Annotated in this window: 13 protein-coding genes and 1 pseudogene; 5 read left to right on the top strand and 9 right to left on the bottom strand. The window is 43.0% G+C overall.

The window, feature by feature from the left end; genetic code table 11:
- Window positions 1-151: 151 nt before the first annotated feature.
- Complete coding sequence (locus tag QM629_RS09985) at window positions 152-406, bottom strand: DUF4256 domain-containing protein (RefSeq protein WP_415159719.1); 255 nt, start codon at window positions 404-406, stop codon at window positions 152-154.
- A 208-nt stretch (window positions 407-614) separates the two neighbouring features.
- Here QM629_RS09985 and QM629_RS09980 point away from each other — a divergent pair, with 208 nt between their 5' ends.
- Window positions 615-2,009 (top strand): cytochrome ubiquinol oxidase subunit I, encoded by a 1,395-nt coding sequence (locus QM629_RS09980; RefSeq protein WP_415159718.1) that lies wholly within the window; start codon window positions 615-617, stop codon window positions 2,007-2,009.
- A gap of 2 nt (window positions 2,010-2,011) precedes the next feature.
- Window positions 2,012-3,040, top strand: coding sequence for a cytochrome d ubiquinol oxidase subunit II (gene cydB, locus QM629_RS09975; RefSeq protein WP_415159717.1), 1,029 nt, complete (start codon window positions 2,012-2,014; stop codon window positions 3,038-3,040).
- Window positions 3,041-3,124: 84 nt separating this feature from the next.
- Here cydB and QM629_RS09970 read toward each other — a convergent pair whose 3' ends face one another.
- From QM629_RS09970 to QM629_RS09940, 7 genes are all read right to left on the bottom strand, one after another.
- Complete coding sequence (locus QM629_RS09970) at window positions 3,125-3,478, bottom strand: MmcQ/YjbR family DNA-binding protein (RefSeq protein WP_415159716.1); 354 nt, start codon at window positions 3,476-3,478, stop codon at window positions 3,125-3,127.
- Between the two features lie 75 nt (window positions 3,479-3,553).
- On the bottom strand, window positions 3,554-5,017 hold the full coding sequence (locus QM629_RS09965) for a glutamate synthase subunit beta (RefSeq protein ID WP_415159715.1): 1,464 nt from the start codon (window positions 5,015-5,017) through the stop codon (window positions 3,554-3,556).
- A gap of 55 nt (window positions 5,018-5,072) precedes the next feature.
- Complete coding sequence (gene gltB / locus QM629_RS09960) at window positions 5,073-9,605, bottom strand: glutamate synthase large subunit (RefSeq protein WP_415159714.1); 4,533 nt, start codon at window positions 9,603-9,605, stop codon at window positions 5,073-5,075.
- Window positions 9,606-9,784: 179 nt separating this feature from the next.
- Window positions 9,785-11,440 carry a DNA repair protein RecN gene (gene recN / locus QM629_RS09955; protein ID WP_415159713.1) on the bottom strand — a complete coding sequence of 552 codons (1,656 nt, stop codon included), beginning with the start codon at window positions 11,438-11,440 and terminating at the stop codon, window positions 9,785-9,787.
- 85 nt (window positions 11,441-11,525) lie between these two features.
- Window positions 11,526-11,840 carry a type II toxin-antitoxin system PemK/MazF family toxin gene (locus QM629_RS09950; protein ID WP_415159712.1) on the bottom strand — a complete coding sequence of 105 codons (315 nt, stop codon included), beginning with the start codon at window positions 11,838-11,840 and terminating at the stop codon, window positions 11,526-11,528.
- A complete protein-coding gene (locus tag QM629_RS09945) occupies window positions 11,834-12,052 on the bottom strand; it encodes a hypothetical protein (protein ID WP_415159711.1) in 219 nt (72 codons plus the stop codon). The genes QM629_RS09950 and QM629_RS09945 overlap by 7 nt, the downstream gene beginning before the upstream one ends.
- A gap of 539 nt (window positions 12,053-12,591) precedes the next feature.
- Entirely contained in the window at window positions 12,592-14,217 is a 1,626-nt protein-coding gene (locus QM629_RS09940; RefSeq protein ID WP_415159710.1) for an ABC-F family ATP-binding cassette domain-containing protein, read from the bottom strand.
- Between the two features lie 195 nt (window positions 14,218-14,412).
- On the opposite strand from QM629_RS09940, the gene QM629_RS09935 reads away from it, so the two are divergent.
- From QM629_RS09935 to QM629_RS09925, 3 genes are all read left to right on the top strand, one after another.
- Window positions 14,413-14,703: an HU family DNA-binding protein gene (locus QM629_RS09935; RefSeq protein ID WP_415159709.1), complete on the top strand. Its 291-nt coding sequence runs from the start codon at window positions 14,413-14,415 to the stop codon at window positions 14,701-14,703.
- A gap of 23 nt (window positions 14,704-14,726) precedes the next feature.
- A complete protein-coding gene (locus tag QM629_RS09930) occupies window positions 14,727-15,581 on the top strand; it encodes a tetratricopeptide repeat protein (RefSeq protein ID WP_415159707.1) in 855 nt (284 codons plus the stop codon).
- A 281-nt stretch (window positions 15,582-15,862) separates the two neighbouring features.
- Entirely contained in the window at window positions 15,863-17,410 is a 1,548-nt protein-coding gene (locus QM629_RS09925; RefSeq protein WP_415159705.1) for an Rne/Rng family ribonuclease, read from the top strand.
- A gap of 57 nt (window positions 17,411-17,467) precedes the next feature.
- Here QM629_RS09925 and QM629_RS09920 read toward each other — a convergent pair.
- Window positions 17,468-17,717 (bottom strand): annotated as a pseudogene (locus QM629_RS09920) (hypothetical protein); the annotation flags it as partial.

Raw genomic sequence — 17,717 nt, 5'->3', positions numbered from 1 at the left:
GCAATGCTGCAGAAAACTTCGGCATCATTACCAAAATAGCTATCAATCTGCTGAAGAATAATGCCAGCAAAAAAACAAGCATTAAAAAGAAAAGGCTGCTATCTGCCCTCAATGATGACTTTCTTGCCAAAACTGTCTTTAAAGAAAATTTTTAGATGCGTTTGCCCTGATGACAATCGTAGAAAATATATTCGCCTGTATCTTTATCATAATCTGTCACGTCTGATTGATTCGCCGCCTGTTTTTCCATTTGATTAAGCGACCACAATTTGCCGGGGCTCATTTCAAGCCTGGTTTTAATTTCATTCCATACCAGCCCTTTATGGCGGTTCATGTTTTTCTCAAAACGGGCAGTTAATATTTGGAGTAATTCTTCCCTTTCTGTTTGTGACAATTTCTTTTTCATGCAATTCATTTTTTGATACGCGCCAAATGGGCTGTACGGTCAGCCTTACCGGCAACGAATATAAAGCATCCGTCTTTTTCCCTGCAAGGGCATATAACATAGCCGTCACCTCGATTAATATAATTCGAATTAATGTGCGCAAGTAGCCTGCCAGTTAATACTTTTGCAGGGCATCAGTGCATCTCATCTATAAGCTTTACAATTTATCATGAGCACCGAAATACTTGCACGCATACAATTCGCATTTACCATTTCCTTTCATTATATTTATCCACCCTTAAGTATTGGCTTAGGCTTGATATTGGTTATAATGGAAGGCCTCTATATTAAAACGAAGCGGCAGGCATATAAAGACATGACGCGCTTCTGGATAAAGATATTCGCGCTGATATTCGGGCTGGGGGTTGCTACCGGCATCATCATGGAGTTTGAGTTTGGCACAAACTGGGCAACCTACTCAAAATATGTGGGCGATGTTTTTGGAAGCGCACTGGCGGCAGAAGGCATTTTTGCTTTTGCCATTGAAAGCGGTTTTTTGGGCATATTGATTTTTGGCTGGAACCGTGTAAGCGCAACCGTGCATTTTATTTCAACCATCATGGTTTTTTTTGGCTCTTTGTTCAGTGCTGTCTGGATCGTTGTGGCCAATAGCTGGCAGCAAACACCGGCAGGTTTTCATATTGTGGGCGAAGGATTGAATGCCCGTGCAGAGATAACGGATTTCTGGGCCATGGTGTTTAATCCTTCGAGTGTTGAACGTTTAACGCATGTGTGGTTTGGCGCTTTCCTTGCCGGCGCTTTTCTCGTGCTGAGCGTGAACGCCTATTACATTTTAACACAAAAACATCTTGCTATTGCCAGGCCTGCATTTAAAATTGCGCTGGCGGTAGCTACATTTTTTTCAATCGCACAATTAATTGCAGGCAGCATAAGCGCTGAAGGTGTTGCCAGAAACCAGCCTGCAAAGCTGGCGGCTATGGAAGGCCATTTTGATAGCAGCGCAATTGCGCCCATGTATTTGTTTGGATGGGTTGATAACGGGAAACAAAAGACCTATGGAGCAAGTATTCCCGGTGGTTTAAGCTTTCTGGTGCATAAAGATTTTTCAAAACCGGTAACAGGGCTTAATGGCATTAAGCCCGATGAAAGGCCCACGCAGGTGAATGCCATCTTCCAGTTTTATCATATCATGATCATTATTGGCGTTGCCTCTATCTTTCTTACTATATATGCATGCTGGCAGTGGAAGAGAGGAAAATTATTTGATAAACGCTGGCTGCTGATTGCTTTTGTGTGGAGTGTTTTGCTGCCCCAGGTAGCCAACCAGGTTGGATGGTTCACAGCAGAAATGGGCAGGCAGCCCTGGGTGGTATATGGATTATTAAAAACATCGGATGCTTTATCGGCAGCAGTGAAGTCAAACGAAATATTAACGTCGCTTATCATGTTCACCCTGGTATATGCAACTTTGTTTGTGTTGTTTTTATACCTGCTGAACAGGAAAATAAAGAAAGGGCCAGAGCCGCATGATACGCAGGAAGAGGAAGAGAATGATCATTTTGGCATTCATGAAAACCCGATGTTAACAACAACAAATAAATAAACATGTTCCTGGGCATTGATTATAATACCTGGTGGTTTCTTGTTTTTGGCGCTATCATTACGGGCTATGCTATCCTGGATGGCTTTGACCTGGGCGCCGGCGCATTGCATCTTTTCCTTAAAAAAGAAAACAGCAGGCGCATTGCCATGAATGCTATTGGCCCGGTTTGGGACGGCAATGAAGTATGGCTTGTAATTGGCGGCGGCGCTTTGTTTGCCGGTTTTCCCGTTGCTTATGCGGCTGTGTTTTCCGCCTTTTATCTGCCTGCGTTTATATTTTTAATCGGTTTGATATGGCGTGCTGTTGCTATTGAATTCAGGAGCAAGGAGCCGGGTTTAAAATGGCGCTTTACCTGGGACTTTATTTATTCATTCGCCTGCATTGTTGTTACGTTTTCATTAGGCTTAATGCTGGGCAATGTTGCACTGGGTTTGCCCCTGAATGAAAAACAGGAATTTACCGGCAATATGCTTACATTCTTTAATCCTTTTTCAATACTGGTAGCTATTACTACGCTTGCCCTGTTTGTGATGCATGGCGCTATTTTTCTGGCTATGAAAACAGAGAACCGTTTATATACCAAGCTCACCATTCTCGCCAAAAATTTTACGATATTTTTTATTATCTCTTTTGGGTTAACCACACTTTATACATTATTGTATGTGCCGCACATGAGCGACAGGATAAGAAGCAACCCTGCTTATTTTATTTTCCCGATGATTATGTTTTTGGCTATTGCCAATATTCCAAGGCAGTTAAAAAAGGCGAAATACCGGTATGCATTTATCAGTTCGTCTGTAACCATTGCCTGCCTGCTGATAGCGGTTGCCATTGAAGTATTCCCCAACCTGCTGTATGCAAGCAACAACCCGGCATACAGCATCACCATTAACAATGCCGCATCATCGCCTAAAACAATGGGCATATTATTAATGATTGCTTTGATAGGAACGCCGCTGGTGCTTATTTATACAGGCTTTGTATTCTGGACGTTTAAAGGAAAGGTTAAGTTAGACGAAACGAGCTACTGAGGTGAGGGGTGGGTAAAACAGGCAATATTTGATGATGAGACATACGCACTGATCACTCATTTGAACAATGTACCGGCATATACATTAACCTTGCAAACCATCTCTTACTTTCTTAGGTAATGACTGAACAATGAGATCATAAGCATCATCAATCATTTCTTTTATAAACGTTGATGAAATGCTGCCGTCAATCACTACCGTATTCCAGTGCTTCTTGTTCATGTGGTACCCGGGCCTGATGGCAGGATATGCTTCCCGTAATTCGATTGCTTTTTCCGGGTTGCATTTGGCATTGAATTGCAAAGGATCGGCATCCAGCGCAACCAATAAAAATATTTTTCCTTTTACCCTGAACACCAATGTCGCTTCGCCAAAAGGAAAATCTTCTGTTACGGTCTTTTTGGAAAGACAATACGCACGAAGTGTTTCAATATGCATAGCTTAATCTTGCCTGGTTTATTATCCCGGTCTTTTATTAGTGAAGATTGAAACCCTGGCAGCAAATTCATGCATCTATACGCTTAAAAATGCATCCACGCTTTCAGCGCATTGCCTCCCTTCATTAATCGCCCAAACCACGAGGGATTGGCCGCGGCGCATGTCACCCGCAGCAAACACTTTTTTATGATTGGTTTGATAGCTTTTATTGTCGGCTTTCACATTCCTTCTTTCATCTAATTCAATCTTCAAATCTTCCAGCATGCCTTTATGTTGAGGATGCACAAAACCCATTGCCAGTAAAACCAGCTGGCAGGGAATTTCCCGTTCCGTGCCTGCCACCTCTTTAAAGCCTGAAGCACGCCCATCGTCACCCAGTTGCCATTCAAGGTTGATAACTTTAAGGGCCTTTAAATTGCCTTCATCATCTTTCAAAAATTCTTTGGTGGCAATAGCCCATTCCCTGTCGCAGCCTTCTTCATGTGAAGAAGTTATTTTCAGCAGCATGGGATAGGTAGGCCATGGCATGTGATGCGTTCTTGACTTTGGCGGCTGCGGCAGCAATTCGATCTGTAAAACAGACCTGGCGCCCTGCCTTTTTGATGTGCCGATACAGTCGCTGCCGGTATCGCCGCCACCAATCACCACCACATCTTTATTGAAGGCATTGATGATTTCCGGATAGATATTACTTTCAATGTCACTGTTGGCAAACGGGTTTTTCTCCGCATTGAATTTATTCTGCTGTTTTAAAAACTCCATCGCAAAATGAACGCCTTTGGCATCGCGGCCGGGCACAGGCAAATCTCTCGGAACCGTTGAGCCGCCGGCTACAACAACTGCATCATAATTATTCAGTATTTCTTTCACCGGAACATTCACCCCCACATTGGCATTGCATTTAAATTCAATGCCTTCTTTTTCTAAAATATTCAGCCGTCTGTCAATCACCCATTTTTCCAGTTTGAAATCAGGAATGCCGTAACGTAATAAACCGCCCGGCACATCATCTCTCTCAAAAACCGTAACAGCATGACCTGCATAATTTAATTGTGCCGCAGCCGCAAGGCCCGAAGGGCCCGAACCGATGACCGCCACTCTTTTACCGCTGCGCATATTTATTTTTTTGGGCTGAACAAAGCCCTTTTCAAAAGCAATTTCAATAATATGCTTTTCAATTTCCTCAATAGTAACCGGTGGATTATTAATGCCAAGCACACAGGCGCTTTCGCAGGGTGCCGGGCAGATACGGCCTGTAAACTCCGGGAAATTATTGGTAGTGCTTAAAATGTCATAAGCTTCTTTCCAGCTTTTGCGATAAACCGCATCATTAAATTCAGGAATCACATTGCCAAGCGGGCATCCGCTATGGCTGTGGCAAAAAGGAACGCCGCAGTTCATACACCGGGCGGCCTGGTGATTCAATTCTGTTTCACTGAACCGGCCCACAAATTCATGGTACGTTTTAAGTCTTTCCTGCACCGGCACTTTTACCGGTATTTCTCTTTCAAATTCTAAAAAACCTGTTGTTTTGCCCATAAGCCCACTTTTCCTTTATAGGAGAAAAACTATTTAAAGCTGGTGATCAAAAAATTTATTTGACTACGGTTTCTGATTCAGATTCGGCTTCCGCCATGCGCTGGCTAAGCGCTTTTTTGTAATCCTTCGGAAACACTTTTACAAAGTTCTTTACCTGGTTATCAAAATCTTCCAGCATAAACCTGGCAACCGTGCTTCCCGTATTAAGGTAATGTTTATGAATAAGATCTTTTAACAGGCTTTCGTCTCTTTCATCCACAGGATCAAGGTCAATCATTTCCACATTACAGTTTTCGGCAAATTTTCCATTTACATCATACACAAATGCAATACCGCCGCTCATGCCCGCAGCAAAATTTTTACCGGTACTACCTAATATCACTGCAACGCCGCCGGTCATGTATTCACAGCCATGGTCGCCCACACCTTCCACCACCACAGAAGCGCCTGAATTTCTTACACAGAAACGTTCGCCTGCTTTACCGCGAATGAAGACTTCACCATCCGTTGCACCATAAAGCGCCACGTTGCCGATGATGATATTTTCTTCCGGAACGTAAGTGGCTTCCCGTGCAGGGTAAACGATCAGCCTGGCGCCGCTCAGGCCTTTTCCAAAATAATCGTTGGCATCGCCTTCCAGTTCAAGCGTTACGCCTTTTGTATTGAAGGCGCCAAAACTCTGGCCGGCCGTTCCCTTAAATTTAAAATGAATAGTATCTGCCGGCAAGCCTGCAGCTTTATACACCTTGGTTATTTCGTTGGAAACGATGGTGCCAGTGGTACGGTCTGTGTTCTTTATATCAAACGCTGCATATACTTTTTCCTTTTTCTGAATGGCCGGCTGTGCTTTTTCCAGCAGCTTCCAGTCGAGCACGCCCTCCAGCACATCGTCCTGGCTTTCGCTGCAATACACGGCCGCATTTAAAGGCGCCGGCGCCTTGAAGAGTATAGCTGATGCATCAATATTTTTGAACTTCCAGTGGGCAATGTTATCCCGCATTTCAAGGCAATCTGCCTGTCCTATCATTTCATTCACCGTTCTAAAACCAAGTTCCGCCATAATTTCCCTTAATTCCTGCGTAATGAATTTGAAGAAATTGATTACGTGTTCCGGGTCGCCGGTAAACATCTTGCGCAGACCTTCATCCTGTGTGGCTACACCCACCGGACAGGTATTCAGATGGCATTTACGCATCATGATACAACCTTCCACTACCAGGGCAGCCGTTGCAACGCCCCATTCCTCAGCGCCCAATAAAGCAGCGATAGCAATATCGCGGCCTGTCTTCATCTGCCCATCAGCCTGTACCACCACCCTGTCGCGCAACTTATTTTGTACCAGTGTTTGATGGGTTTCCGCCAAACCCAGCTCCCAGGGCAAACCGGTATGCCTGATAGAGCTGACCGGCGAAGCGCCTGTGCCGCCATCATGGCCGGCAATAAGCACCACATCGGCTTTGGCTTTTGTGACCCCGGTGGCAATGGTGCCCACACCAGCTTTACTCACCAGCTTTACATTTACCCTTGCCTTGCGGTTGGCATTCTTCAAATCAAATATTAACTGCGCCAGGTCTTCAATGGAATAAATGTCGTGATGCGGCGGCGGGGAAATCAAACCCACACCTGGTGTTGCGTGACGGATGCGGCCGATCCATTTATCCACTTTATGGCCGGGCAACTGCCCGCCTTCGCCGGGCTTGGCGCCCTGCGCCATCTTGATCTGCAACTCATCGGCCTCCGTTAAATAATAACTGGTAACGCCAAAGCGGGCAGAGGCAATTTGCTTGATAGCGCTGCGCATGAAATCGCCGTTGGGCAATGGCGTGTAACGCACATCATCTTCGCCGCCTTCGCCGGTATTGCTTTTGCCGCCAAGGCGGTTCATGGCAATGGCCAGTGTGGTATGCGCCTCCCACGAAATAGAGCCAAAGCTCATGGCACCTGTAGCAAAACGTCTGTAAATATTTTCCGCAGGCTCTACTTCATCAATAGAAACAGACGGCCTGTTTTTTTTGAATTTGAAAAGGCTACGCAGTGTGCAGGCCTTTTCACTTTGGTCGTTAACAGCGGCTGAATATTTTTTAAACAGGCTGTAATCATTCTTCCTTGTTGAATACTGCAGCAGGTGAATGGTGGTGGGATTGAATAAATGGAATTCTCCCCTTGCCCTCCATTGATAAACGCCGCCTACGGGCAACCTGTCGCTTAAATTCTCTTTCTTGCTGAAAGCATAAAAATGTTTAGCCAATACTTCAGTTGCAATTTCATCAAGGCCCATGCCTTCTATTCGGGAAATGGCATTGGTGAAATATTCGTCAACCACAGCTTTATTAATGCCAAGTATCTCAAAAATCTGGGCGCCCTGGTAAGATTGCAGGGTTGAAATACCCATTTTGGAGAATACTTTCAATAAACCGTCGTTAACAGCTTTTATATAATTTTTCTTAAGCTGCTCATCAGATAACTCGCTGGAGATTTTTCCGCATTCGCGCAAATCTCTTATAGATGCCAGTGCGAGGTAAGGATTAATGGCCGTGGCGCCAAAGCCAATTAAACAGGCGAAATGATGCACTTCCCACACATCGCCGGCTTCTACAATAATGCCCACATTGCCACGCAATCCTTTTTTGGTTAAATGATGGTGCACCGCAGAAGTTGCCAGCAGGGAAGGAATAGATGCATGTTCCGAATCTATGGCCCTATCCTGCAATATCAATACTTTAAAATCGTCATTTACGGCGTCTTCCGCATAACGGCATAGCCTTTTCAGGCCGGCCTCCATTGAGCCGGGGTTGCCATCGGCCCGGAAATAACACTGCAATGTTTTTGCCTGGAACATGCCGGTATCAATACTGCGTATCTGCTCCAGTTCATAATCGGTGAGCACCGGCTGTTTTAAAGAAACGCTGTGACAGGCCATCGGGTTTTCTACCAGTATATTTCCGATATTGCCTACAAATGTGCGCAACGACATAACCAGCCTTTCGCGGATGGGGTCTATTGGCGGATTGGTTACCTGTGCAAATAACTGTTTGAAATAAGAGCTTAAATGCTGCGGCTGATCGCTTAAAATAGCTAATGGAATATCGGTTCCCATTGAGCCAATAGGTTCTTTTCCATCAATCGCCATAGGCATAATGATGTTATCAAGCTCTTCGGTAGTATAACCAAATGCTTTCTGGTATTTGAAGACCTGATCGTGCTTTAACTGCGAAAAAGTGATCCTGGGCTCAGGCAGTTCTTCCAAACGTATCTTATACTTATTCAGCCAGTCACCATACGGTTGCTGCGAACAAATTTCCTGTTTCAGTTCTTCATCGCTTATAATCCGGCCTTGCTTCATATCAACCACAAACATTTTTCCCGGCTGCAATCTTCCCTTTTCAATGACCAATGATTGGTCAACCGGCAAAACGCCGGTTTCTGAGCCCATTATTACACGCCCGTCTGATGTAACGCAATAACGGGATGGCCGAAGGCCATTGCGGTCTAAAGTTGCGCCAATTATTTCTCCATTGGTAAATGATATGGAAGCGGGGCCATCCCAGGGTTCCATGAAAGCGGAATGAAATTCATAGAATGCTTTTTTGGCGGCATCCATTTTTTCATCCTGGTCCCATGCTTCGGGAATAAGCATCATCATTACATGCGGCAGCGAGCGGCCGCAAAGCGTAAGCAGCTCTATCATGTTGTCCAGGCAGGCAGAATCTGACTGGTCTCTTGATACGATGGGCAACAATAAATTCATTTCCTCCGGCGTAAAATAAGGCGAGGTAAATGACTTATTGCTGGAACGCAGCCAGTTTAAATTACCCTGCAAAGTATTGATTTCACCGTTATGTGCCATATAACGGAATGGCTGTGCCAGTTTCCATGAAGGAAAAGTATTGGTGGCAAAGCGTGAATGCACCAGCCCAAATGCGCTGACCAGTTTTGGATTGGTAAGGTCAGTAAAATAATGGCGCACCTGGCCGCTGGTAAGCTGGCCTTTATATACAATTGTTTTATGAGAAAGCGATGCTATATAAAAACCAACCTCATCGCTGCCAATAGCTTTATTGATAACATGAGAAGCGTAATTACGTAATATAAAAAGCTTTCTTTCGAATGCCTCGGGGTCATGAATATGATTGGGGCAACGAATAAAAACATGCTCAATATGCGGCTCTACGCTTAATGCACCAAAACCGATTTCCGTATCATCTACCGGAACCTTCCTGTAACCAAGCACTTTAAGGTTCAGCTCATCGGCACATTTCAGAAACAGTTTACGCGCTTCTTCATAATGCACCTGGTCTTTTGGAAAGAAAATTACGCCTACACCGTATTTGCCGTATTCCGGCAAATTAAAACCAAGCTTAGGGCATTCTTCCCTAAGGAATGCATGCGGCACCTGTATCATAATACCAGCCCCATCGCCGGTATTATTTTCACATCCGCAAGCCCCGCGATGCTCCATGTTTTCCAATACGGTAAGCGCGTCAGAAATTGTTTGGTGGCTTTTGTTACCCTTAATATCAGCAACAAACCCAATACCGCATGAGTCGCGGTCGAAAGAAGGGTCGTATAACCCGTAATTACTTGCCATAGGCATGTACTTTTACAGAATATCAGTTTAAATTATTAATAATTTTTTAGCAATAGCAGACAAGCGTGTCAAGATAAGAAAATTAATTGTTAACAGATGTTAGTTTTAGGGATAAACTTTGGTTTAAGCGGCAAAAGGCAGGAAAAATTGATGGTTTTTTATGATTAATGCCGTCCTGTTTAATTAGTTATCATTTCTTTCGCATTTTCAACAGCGGCGGCAGTTGGCTTTTCGCCGGAGAGCATCCGGGCAATTGCCTGTATGCGCTCATCTTTATTTAATTCGCGGATATTTGTATTAACCGCATCATTTTTAACCTGCTTATATACATAAAAATGGGCATCGGCTTTGCCGGCAATCTGTGGCTGGTGGGTGATGGAAATCACCTGCCTTTGCTTTGCCAGTTGCTTTAAAATTACGCCCACCTGTTTTGCTGCCTCGCCGGAAATGCCGGTATCAATTTCATCAAATATTAAAGTGGGCAGGTTTATTTTTTCTGCCACCAGCGATTTTATGCAAAGCATCAGCCTGCTTAATTCACCACCACTGGCCACCTTACGCAAGGGCTCAAAACGGTTGCTTTTGTTGGCATCAAATAAAAACTCAATTATATTTTTTCCAAAGAGGTGCAGGGCAGCATCCTTTACAGACACTTTAATTTTTGCATTGGGCATGCCCACCTGTGCCAGTAAAGTATTTACATTTTTTTCAAATGCATCCACCACTTTTTTTCTTTTGGCTGATAGTGTTTCCGCTAATGTTTCAAGCTGCTTTAATTGCCGGTTGAAGGTATTTTGAGCTGAAGTGATGGCTTCATCCATATTTAAAACCGCATCCAATTTTTGCTGCAGTTCTTTTTTAATATCAAGCAATTCATTCGTTGACTGAACGCCATGCTTTTTCTGCAGCTTATAACCAACGGCCAACCGGTCACTGATAAAACTGATGCGCTGCTCATCATAATTTACATCGCTGTTTAAACTTTCCAGTTCATTGCTTATGTCGGCCAGTTCAATCTGCGCGCTTTGCAGACGTTTAATTATTTCTTCAAGATTTGAATTGAAAGAAGCAAAAGCGCCTAATTTATTTACCAGTTGTTTTAATGTTTGAACAATGGGTTGCTCACTTTCTTTTAATTCATATACCGAAGCTTCCAAGGCTTTTTTAATTTCTTCCGCATTGCTTAATAGCTGCAATTCATTATCCAAATCTTCCAGTTCGTTTTCGCTGAAGCTGGCTTGGTGCAATTCATCAAATAAAAACCGGTTATAATCAAGCTCTTTCTGAAAATTATTTTTTGATGCCGTTAACGTTTCCAATTGCTGCTGCGTTTCCTTCCATGCATTATACAGGCCGGTATATTCAGTAAGCACCGTTTCATTTTCAGCAAGCACGTCTAATACTTCGCGCTGAAAATCACTATCGCCTAATTCAAGCGTATCAAACTGCTGATGCAGGTCAACCAGCATGGAAGCCAGTTGTTTTAACTGCTGCAGATTGGCAGGCGTATCGTTTATAAAACCTCTCGATTTTCCATTTGTAGCAATTTCACGCCGCAATACCAGTTCATCATCTTCACCAAAATCATTATCACTTAAAAATTTTAAAACATTTTTTCGTTTTTCCACGTTAAAAAGGCCTTCAACAAAACATTTTTTTTCTTTGTTTAATAAAGAGGACGAATCAGCACGCTCACCTAAAATCAGGCTTAGAGCGCCCACCAGAATACTTTTACCGGCGCCGGTTTCGCCGGTGATAATATTGAAGTGATCAGAAAAATTTATTTCGATGGAATCTATGATCGCATAGTTTTGTATAACAAGCTTTGAAAGCATGGGGCAAATTAATATAAAAAGTCAGAGACTTTGCGCATAAGGCTGCGAAGTCTCCTAACTTCGCAGAGCGCATTAGAGACCAGTTCTAATGTTGCAGGAAACGCACCAATTCGGCCATAATCTGTTTGTAAGTATTTTGATTAAGTGTGGCTATTTTTCTAATTAACAACAATTGTGCTATTACACCAATTTTTTCATATACAATAACTGAAACTTTAGGCAAATACCCATCTTTTAAATGAGTATTGTTAATGCTTATGCCTTTCGTATTTGTATTGCTTGTAAGCGGCAAATACAAGACATCGCCAAAGCTATTTGATTTCAATAATAAAACTGGCCGCACTTTAGATGCGGCAGCATTAGTAAAATAAATGTTTGCTAAATATATTTCGCCTACCATTTCGTATAGTCTTCATTATCCGGTAAGGAAGCGCTTAGATTGGCTTCAGCTAATTTCTGAAGTTCAGCTTCGCTGAAAAATTCTATTTGCTGATTTTGAACTTGCGATGCAGGCAAAATAATTATCTGAAGATCTACGCCTTTTAATTCATCAGGAATGAAAATCTGCAACTCATTTGTATTTGTACTGCTATGTATAGTAAGGCCTAACATAGTCCAAAGTTAAATAAAACCTGCTAAACAATAAGGTATTATAATAAAGGCAAAAACTGTAATTGCCGGTGATAATATTGAAGTGATCAGAAAAATTTATTTCGATGGAATCTATGATCGCATAGTTCTGTATAACAAGCTTTGAAAGCATGAGGCAAATTAATACAAAAAGTCAGAGGCTTTGACCCGATGCAGGAATATGTTATTTCGCTCGAATAAAAAATTATTGCTTGCAAAGCCCGGAGACCACAAGTGTTCGAAACCTGCATTAGCGGATCCGCGATCCGTATGATCGCCCACGTGTGTAGAAATAATTGTGCCAGGGGGATTTCCACACCGTAGGTGTGGTACGTGTAAACGTTCCGTTCCAATGGAACGGTAAAGAAACATTACGAGCAGCATTGTACACACGTTAAGCCTCTATAAGGCTTTAAGAAAATGGTTTCGAACACTTATGGTCCGGAGACTTCGCAGAGCAGCGTTTTTACAAGAAAAATTAAAGGCCTGAAATTGTCCGGGCCTTCTAATCTTTACACGATTTACTTATACATCTCTTCCCGCAATGCATGCACTCTGGCATCTTCCATATACTCATCAAAATTCATCAGACGGTCAATGGTGCCGTTAGGCGTAAGCTCTATAATGCGGTTGGCAACAGTTTGCATAAATGTATGGTCATGCGAAGTAATCAATACAATACCCGGGAAAACCTGGCAGCCTTCATTGAATGCCTGTATGCTTTCCAGGTCAAGATGATTGGTGGGCTGGTCGAGCGTAATTAAGTTAGGGTTCTGCAGCATCATGCGGCTGATCATGCAGCGCACTTTTTCGCCACCGCTTAAAACGTTTGTTTTCTTTAAAATATCATCGCCGCTAAAAAGCATTTTACCTAAAAATCCCCGCAGGAAAGGTTCATCCGCATCGGTTACATGCGGCGGCACATACTGGCGTAGCCATTCGAGGAGCGTTAAACCTTCCGTAAAAAATTCGCTGTTTTCCAATGGCAGGTAAGCTTTGGTAATGGTAGTGCCCCATTCAAACTTGCCGCCATCAGCTTTTTCGTTGCCGTTGATGATCTCAAAGAAATTGGTAACAGCCAGCGCATCTTTGCTAATGAAAGCAATTTTTTCTCCTTTGTTTACGCTGAAGCTCACTTTATTAAACAGCTTTCTGCCGTCAACGCTTTTGCTGAGGTTTTCTACATTTAAAATCTGGTTGCCTACTTCGCGTAAAGGCTGAAAAATAATGCCGGGATAACGACGGTTGCTCGGTTGTATTTCTTCAACGTTCAATTTTTCAAGGGCTTTCTTTCTCGAAGTGGCCTGTTTGCTTTTTGAGGCATTGGCAGAAAAACGGGCAATGAAGTCAAGCAAAGCTGCACGCTTTTCTTCGATCTTCTTATTCTTATCATTTATCTGGCGGCTCATTAACTGAGAGCTTTCGTACCAGAATGTATAGTTACCGGTAAATATTTTTATTTTCTGTCGGTCAACATCGGCCACGTGCGTACAAACCGCATCTAAAAAATGGCGGTCGTGGCTTACTACCAGTACAATATTTTCGTAGCCGGCTAAAAAGTTTTCCAGCCAGCCGATGGTTTCAATGTCCAGACCGTTGGTAGGCTCATCCAGTAATAATATATCGGGATTGCCAAACAGCGCCTGCGCCAGCAGTACCCGCACTTTTAAATTACCCGGAATATCCTGCATCAGGCTGTTGTGAAAATCCTCGGTAACACCAAGGCTGCTTAATAAACTGGCGGCATCACTCTCCGCTTCGTAACCGCCCATTTCTCCAAAATCCGCTTCCAGTTCTGCGGCGCGCATGCCATCTTCTTCATCAAAATCAGCTTTGGCATAAATGGTTTCCCGTTCATGCCTCAGCTTCCAGAGCCTGGCATGGCCCATTAATACCGTATTTAAAACAGTTTGTTCATCAAACTCAAACTGGTTTTGTTTTAATACGGCCATGCGCTCGCCGGGGGTAATTTCAACCACACCTTTATTAGGTTCAATTTCGCCGCTTAATATCTTTAAGAAAGTTGACTTGCCGGCGCCGTTTGCACCAATAATGCCATAACAATTTCCCCTGGTAAAGCTCAGGTTAACTTCATCGAACAAAACCCGCTTGCCATACGCCAGCGTAACATTTCTTACACTAATCATTGCTTGCCCTTATTTTTTTTGAAGGCGCAAAAGTAAAACAAGCCTGCCAATCCATCAAGCTAACCCGGCGCTTTAAATATATTGTTATTGATTTGCAGGGCATTAAATAATTTTTTTGTTGAAATTTCCTTTTGTTTTCAAAATGAATGTTTTACATTTAGGGTTGTTTTTACATTCATCTTAAAATCAATCACCATGCGCAAATCTGATCTAATTAATAACATATCAGATAAAACAGGCATCCCAAAGGTTGATGTGCTGGTAACCGTGGAAACACTGATCAAGGAAATAAAAGGGAACATTGCCAAAGGAGAAAATATCTACATCCGCGGTTTTGGGAGTTTTATTACCAAAAAAAGAGCTGCTAAAATTGGGCGCAACATTAAGAAAAATGTTGCCGTTCATATTCCGGAGCACTTCATTCCTGCATTTAAGCCTTCCAAAGAATTTGTGAATGAGGTAAAGCAAATGCCCGCTGCACAGTAAATTTGCAGCCTTAATAATTTTTCGTGCGAAAACAACAATGGATTTTAGCCTTGTCGGGCATAGCTTTATTAATGTTCCTGTATTTCTTTGGCAATACGGTGGCGCCGGATAAAAAGATTACAGCCGGCACACCCGGAAGCGCGGCGGCTGTGGACACAGCCGAGGCTTTAACTTCAGAAGATGTGATTGCCAAATATAAAGCCAGCCTTGATACCGGCCAGGTTCAGAAACTTGTGCAACTGGAAAACGCTGTTGTGCGTGGCGATGTGCGCAACCAGCAGATGCATGTTTATCACCAGTTAGCCTCTTATTGGGCAGACACACTGCACAATGAAGTGATGGGCGCTTACTATACCGGCGAAGCGGCCAAGTTGGAAAATTCTGAAAAAAACCTCACCTTTGCAGCCCATTTGCTGTTAGATGATATGATGTCTTCAACAGATGCCACGCTGCAGCGATGGCTGGCCACCCAGGCCAAAGCGTTATTTGATAAGGCACTTGTAATAAATCCCAATAATGATTCTTCAAAGATCGGCGTTGGCGTTTGTTATATGTTTGGTAATATTGCTGACAATCCTATGCAAGGCATTCTTGCCATACGGGAAATTGCAGACAAAGACCCTGATAACCTTTATGCACAAATGATGCTGGGCCTTGGCGGAATTCAAAGCGGTCAATATGATAAAGCGGCCGAACGCTTTTTAACCGTGGTAAAAAAACAACCGGGCAATATTGAAGCTATTTTAAACCTCGCCAGCATTTATGAACATTCGGGCAATAAAACAGAGGCGGCAAAATGGTATAAAAATGCTTTAAACTACATCCAGGTACCACAAGCCAGAAAAGAAATTGAGGAAAGAATAAAATCATTACAATAATTAAATTCACTAAAACAAAAATTTATTTGACATGCCTTGTGGTAAAAAAAGAAAACGTCATAAAATAGCAACGCATAAGCGTAAAAAAAGATTAAGAAAAAACCGCCATAAAAAGAAAAACAGATAAATTTGGTCACCGGCGCAATCGAATATCCTTTGCGCCGGTGCTCATTGCCCTATCCTTTGCCTTACCTTTCCTTCCTGGTGTTTCATGCTGCGTGTACATGCTTGCTGTACAGGTATTTTTGTAATTTAATTATGGCATAATAAAGAATGAATTTGTGAACAAAGAAATGATCATTAACGCCACAACCAACGGCGTTGAAATTGCCTTGCTTGAAGACAAGAAGCTGGTGGAGCTGCATCACGAACAGGCCGATGCCAGTTTTTCGGTTGGAGACCTGTACCTTGGCAAAGTAAAAAAACTCATCCCTGGTTTAAATGCGGCTTTTATTGACGTAGGCTTTGAAAAAGATGCCTTCCTGCATTATACTGACCTTAGCCCTTATGCCCGCTCGGTTTTAAAATTTACACAGCAGGCTATTCAGCAAAAAGAGAATGAGGTGCTGGATTTTTCAAAGTTCGAGGTAGAGCCGGAGATAATTAAAACCGGCAAAATAAGCGAGGTAATAAGAGGCAAACCGGAAATAATGGTACAGATATTAAAAGAGCCTATAGCCGCAAAGGGACCAAGATTAAGTTGTGAAATCTCCCTGCCGGGCCGCTTTGTGGTAATAACGCCTTTTAACGATATTGTGGCGGTTTCAAAAAAGATACACAGCTCGGAAGAAAGAAAGCGCCTTCAAAAAATTATTGATGCCATCAAGCCAAAAAATTTTGGCGTGATTGTACGTACGGCCGCAGAAGGAAAAAATACAGCCGAACTGCACGAAGACCTCTCCCAGCTTATTACAACCTGGAAAACCATTCAGCAAAACCTGAAAGCCGCCAAAGCGCCAGCCAAGATTTTAAGCGAACAGGATAAAACAACCAGCATTCTGCGCGACCTGCTTACAGAAGATTTTAACCGCATTGTTATTAACGACCGTAATGTATATAACGACACCCGTTCTTACATACAAAAAATAGCGCCCGAAAAAGCGGATATTGTAACCAACCACGTAAACGGCGTACCTGTTTTCGATCAGTTTGGCATAACCAAACAGGTGAAAGCCGCATTTGGCAAAACCGTTAATCTTCCAAGTGGCGCTTATTTGATTATTGAGCACACCGAAGCCCTGCATGTAATTGACGTGAACAGCGGTTATAAAAGTGTAAGCAATAACCAGGAAGAAAATGCGCTGGCAACCAACCTTGAAGCGGCCGAAGAAATAGCAAGGCAATTGCGCTTACGCGATATTGGCGGCATTATCGTGGTTGATTTTATTGACATGAAGCTTCCCGACAACAAGAAGAAACTGCAGGAAGCAATGGATGGTTTTATGAGGCCCGACAGGGCGAAACATGCCGTGCTGCCTATTTCAAAATTCGGGCTGATGCAGATAACCCGGCAGCGCATGCGGCCGGAGATGAGCATTAATACTTCCGAAATTTGCCCGTGCTGTAACGGTACCGGCAAAGTGGCGCCCACATTATTATTGGTGGATGAAATTGAAAACCGCCTTAATTACCTCGTAACACATCAGCACAAAAATCTTGTTATAAACGTTCATCCTTACCTGTATTCACATTTAACCAAAGGCATATTCTCTATTGCCTGGAAATGGAACCGCAAATACAAAACCCGCATTCGCGTAAAGGCCAATCCCGATTATTATTTAACGGAATTTCACTTCTTTGATGCGCAGGAAGAAGAAATAAAATTTTAAGATCATCCATTCACAATATTGAATCCCCCTATGCATCGGGGGATTTTTTTATGGAATTTATTTTGAAATATATAAAGGCACAGGTTTCATTACATCGCTTTCCATCTTTTCGGGCAACATAAATACATTGCCTTCCTTATCGCAGAAATACAAATGGGATGGTGATGGCTTCCGCCCGTCCCCATCAGCCCAAAACGCATAAAACCCCGGATCAGCATTTACCGGCCTGCGGGCATAGGTTTGATTGTATTTACTATTTTGCGTAAGCTGCTTCACTTTTTGCCAATTCCGGCCCTTATCAAAAGAT

This window comes from Parafilimonas sp., assembly GCF_047606085.1.
GTDB lineage: Bacteria > Bacteroidota > Bacteroidia > Chitinophagales > Chitinophagaceae > Parafilimonas.
This window is presented reverse-complemented; position numbering and strand designations above follow the sequence as displayed.

What these genes read in the sequence shown, in the direction of transcription:
- QM629_RS09985 (WP_415159719.1), bottom strand. Translation starts at nt 406, where the DNA reads ATGAAAAAGAAATTGTCACAAACAGAAAGGGAAGAATTACTCCAAATA.
- QM629_RS09980 (WP_415159718.1), top strand. Translation starts at nt 615, where the DNA reads ATGAGCACCGAAATACTTGCACGCATACAATTCGCATTTACCATTTCC.
- cydB (WP_415159717.1), top strand. Translation starts at nt 2,012, where the DNA reads ATGTTCCTGGGCATTGATTATAATACCTGGTGGTTTCTTGTTTTTGGC.
- QM629_RS09970 (WP_415159716.1), bottom strand. Translation starts at nt 3,478, where the DNA reads ATGCATATTGAAACACTTCGTGCGTATTGTCTTTCCAAAAAGACCGTA.
- QM629_RS09965 (WP_415159715.1), bottom strand. Translation starts at nt 5,017, where the DNA reads ATGGGCAAAACAACAGGTTTTTTAGAATTTGAAAGAGAAATACCGGTA.
- gltB (WP_415159714.1), bottom strand. Translation starts at nt 9,605, where the DNA reads ATGGCAAGTAATTACGGGTTATACGACCCTTCTTTCGACCGCGACTCA.
- recN (WP_415159713.1), bottom strand. Translation starts at nt 11,440, where the DNA reads ATGCTTTCAAAGCTTGTTATACAAAACTATGCGATCATAGATTCCATC.
- QM629_RS09950 (WP_415159712.1), bottom strand. Translation starts at nt 11,840, where the DNA reads ATGGTAGGCGAAATATATTTAGCAAACATTTATTTTACTAATGCTGCC.
- QM629_RS09945 (WP_415159711.1), bottom strand. Translation starts at nt 12,052, where the DNA reads ATGTTAGGCCTTACTATACATAGCAGTACAAATACAAATGAGTTGCAG.
- QM629_RS09940 (WP_415159710.1), bottom strand. Translation starts at nt 14,217, where the DNA reads ATGATTAGTGTAAGAAATGTTACGCTGGCGTATGGCAAGCGGGTTTTG.
- QM629_RS09935 (WP_415159709.1), top strand. Translation starts at nt 14,413, where the DNA reads ATGCGCAAATCTGATCTAATTAATAACATATCAGATAAAACAGGCATC.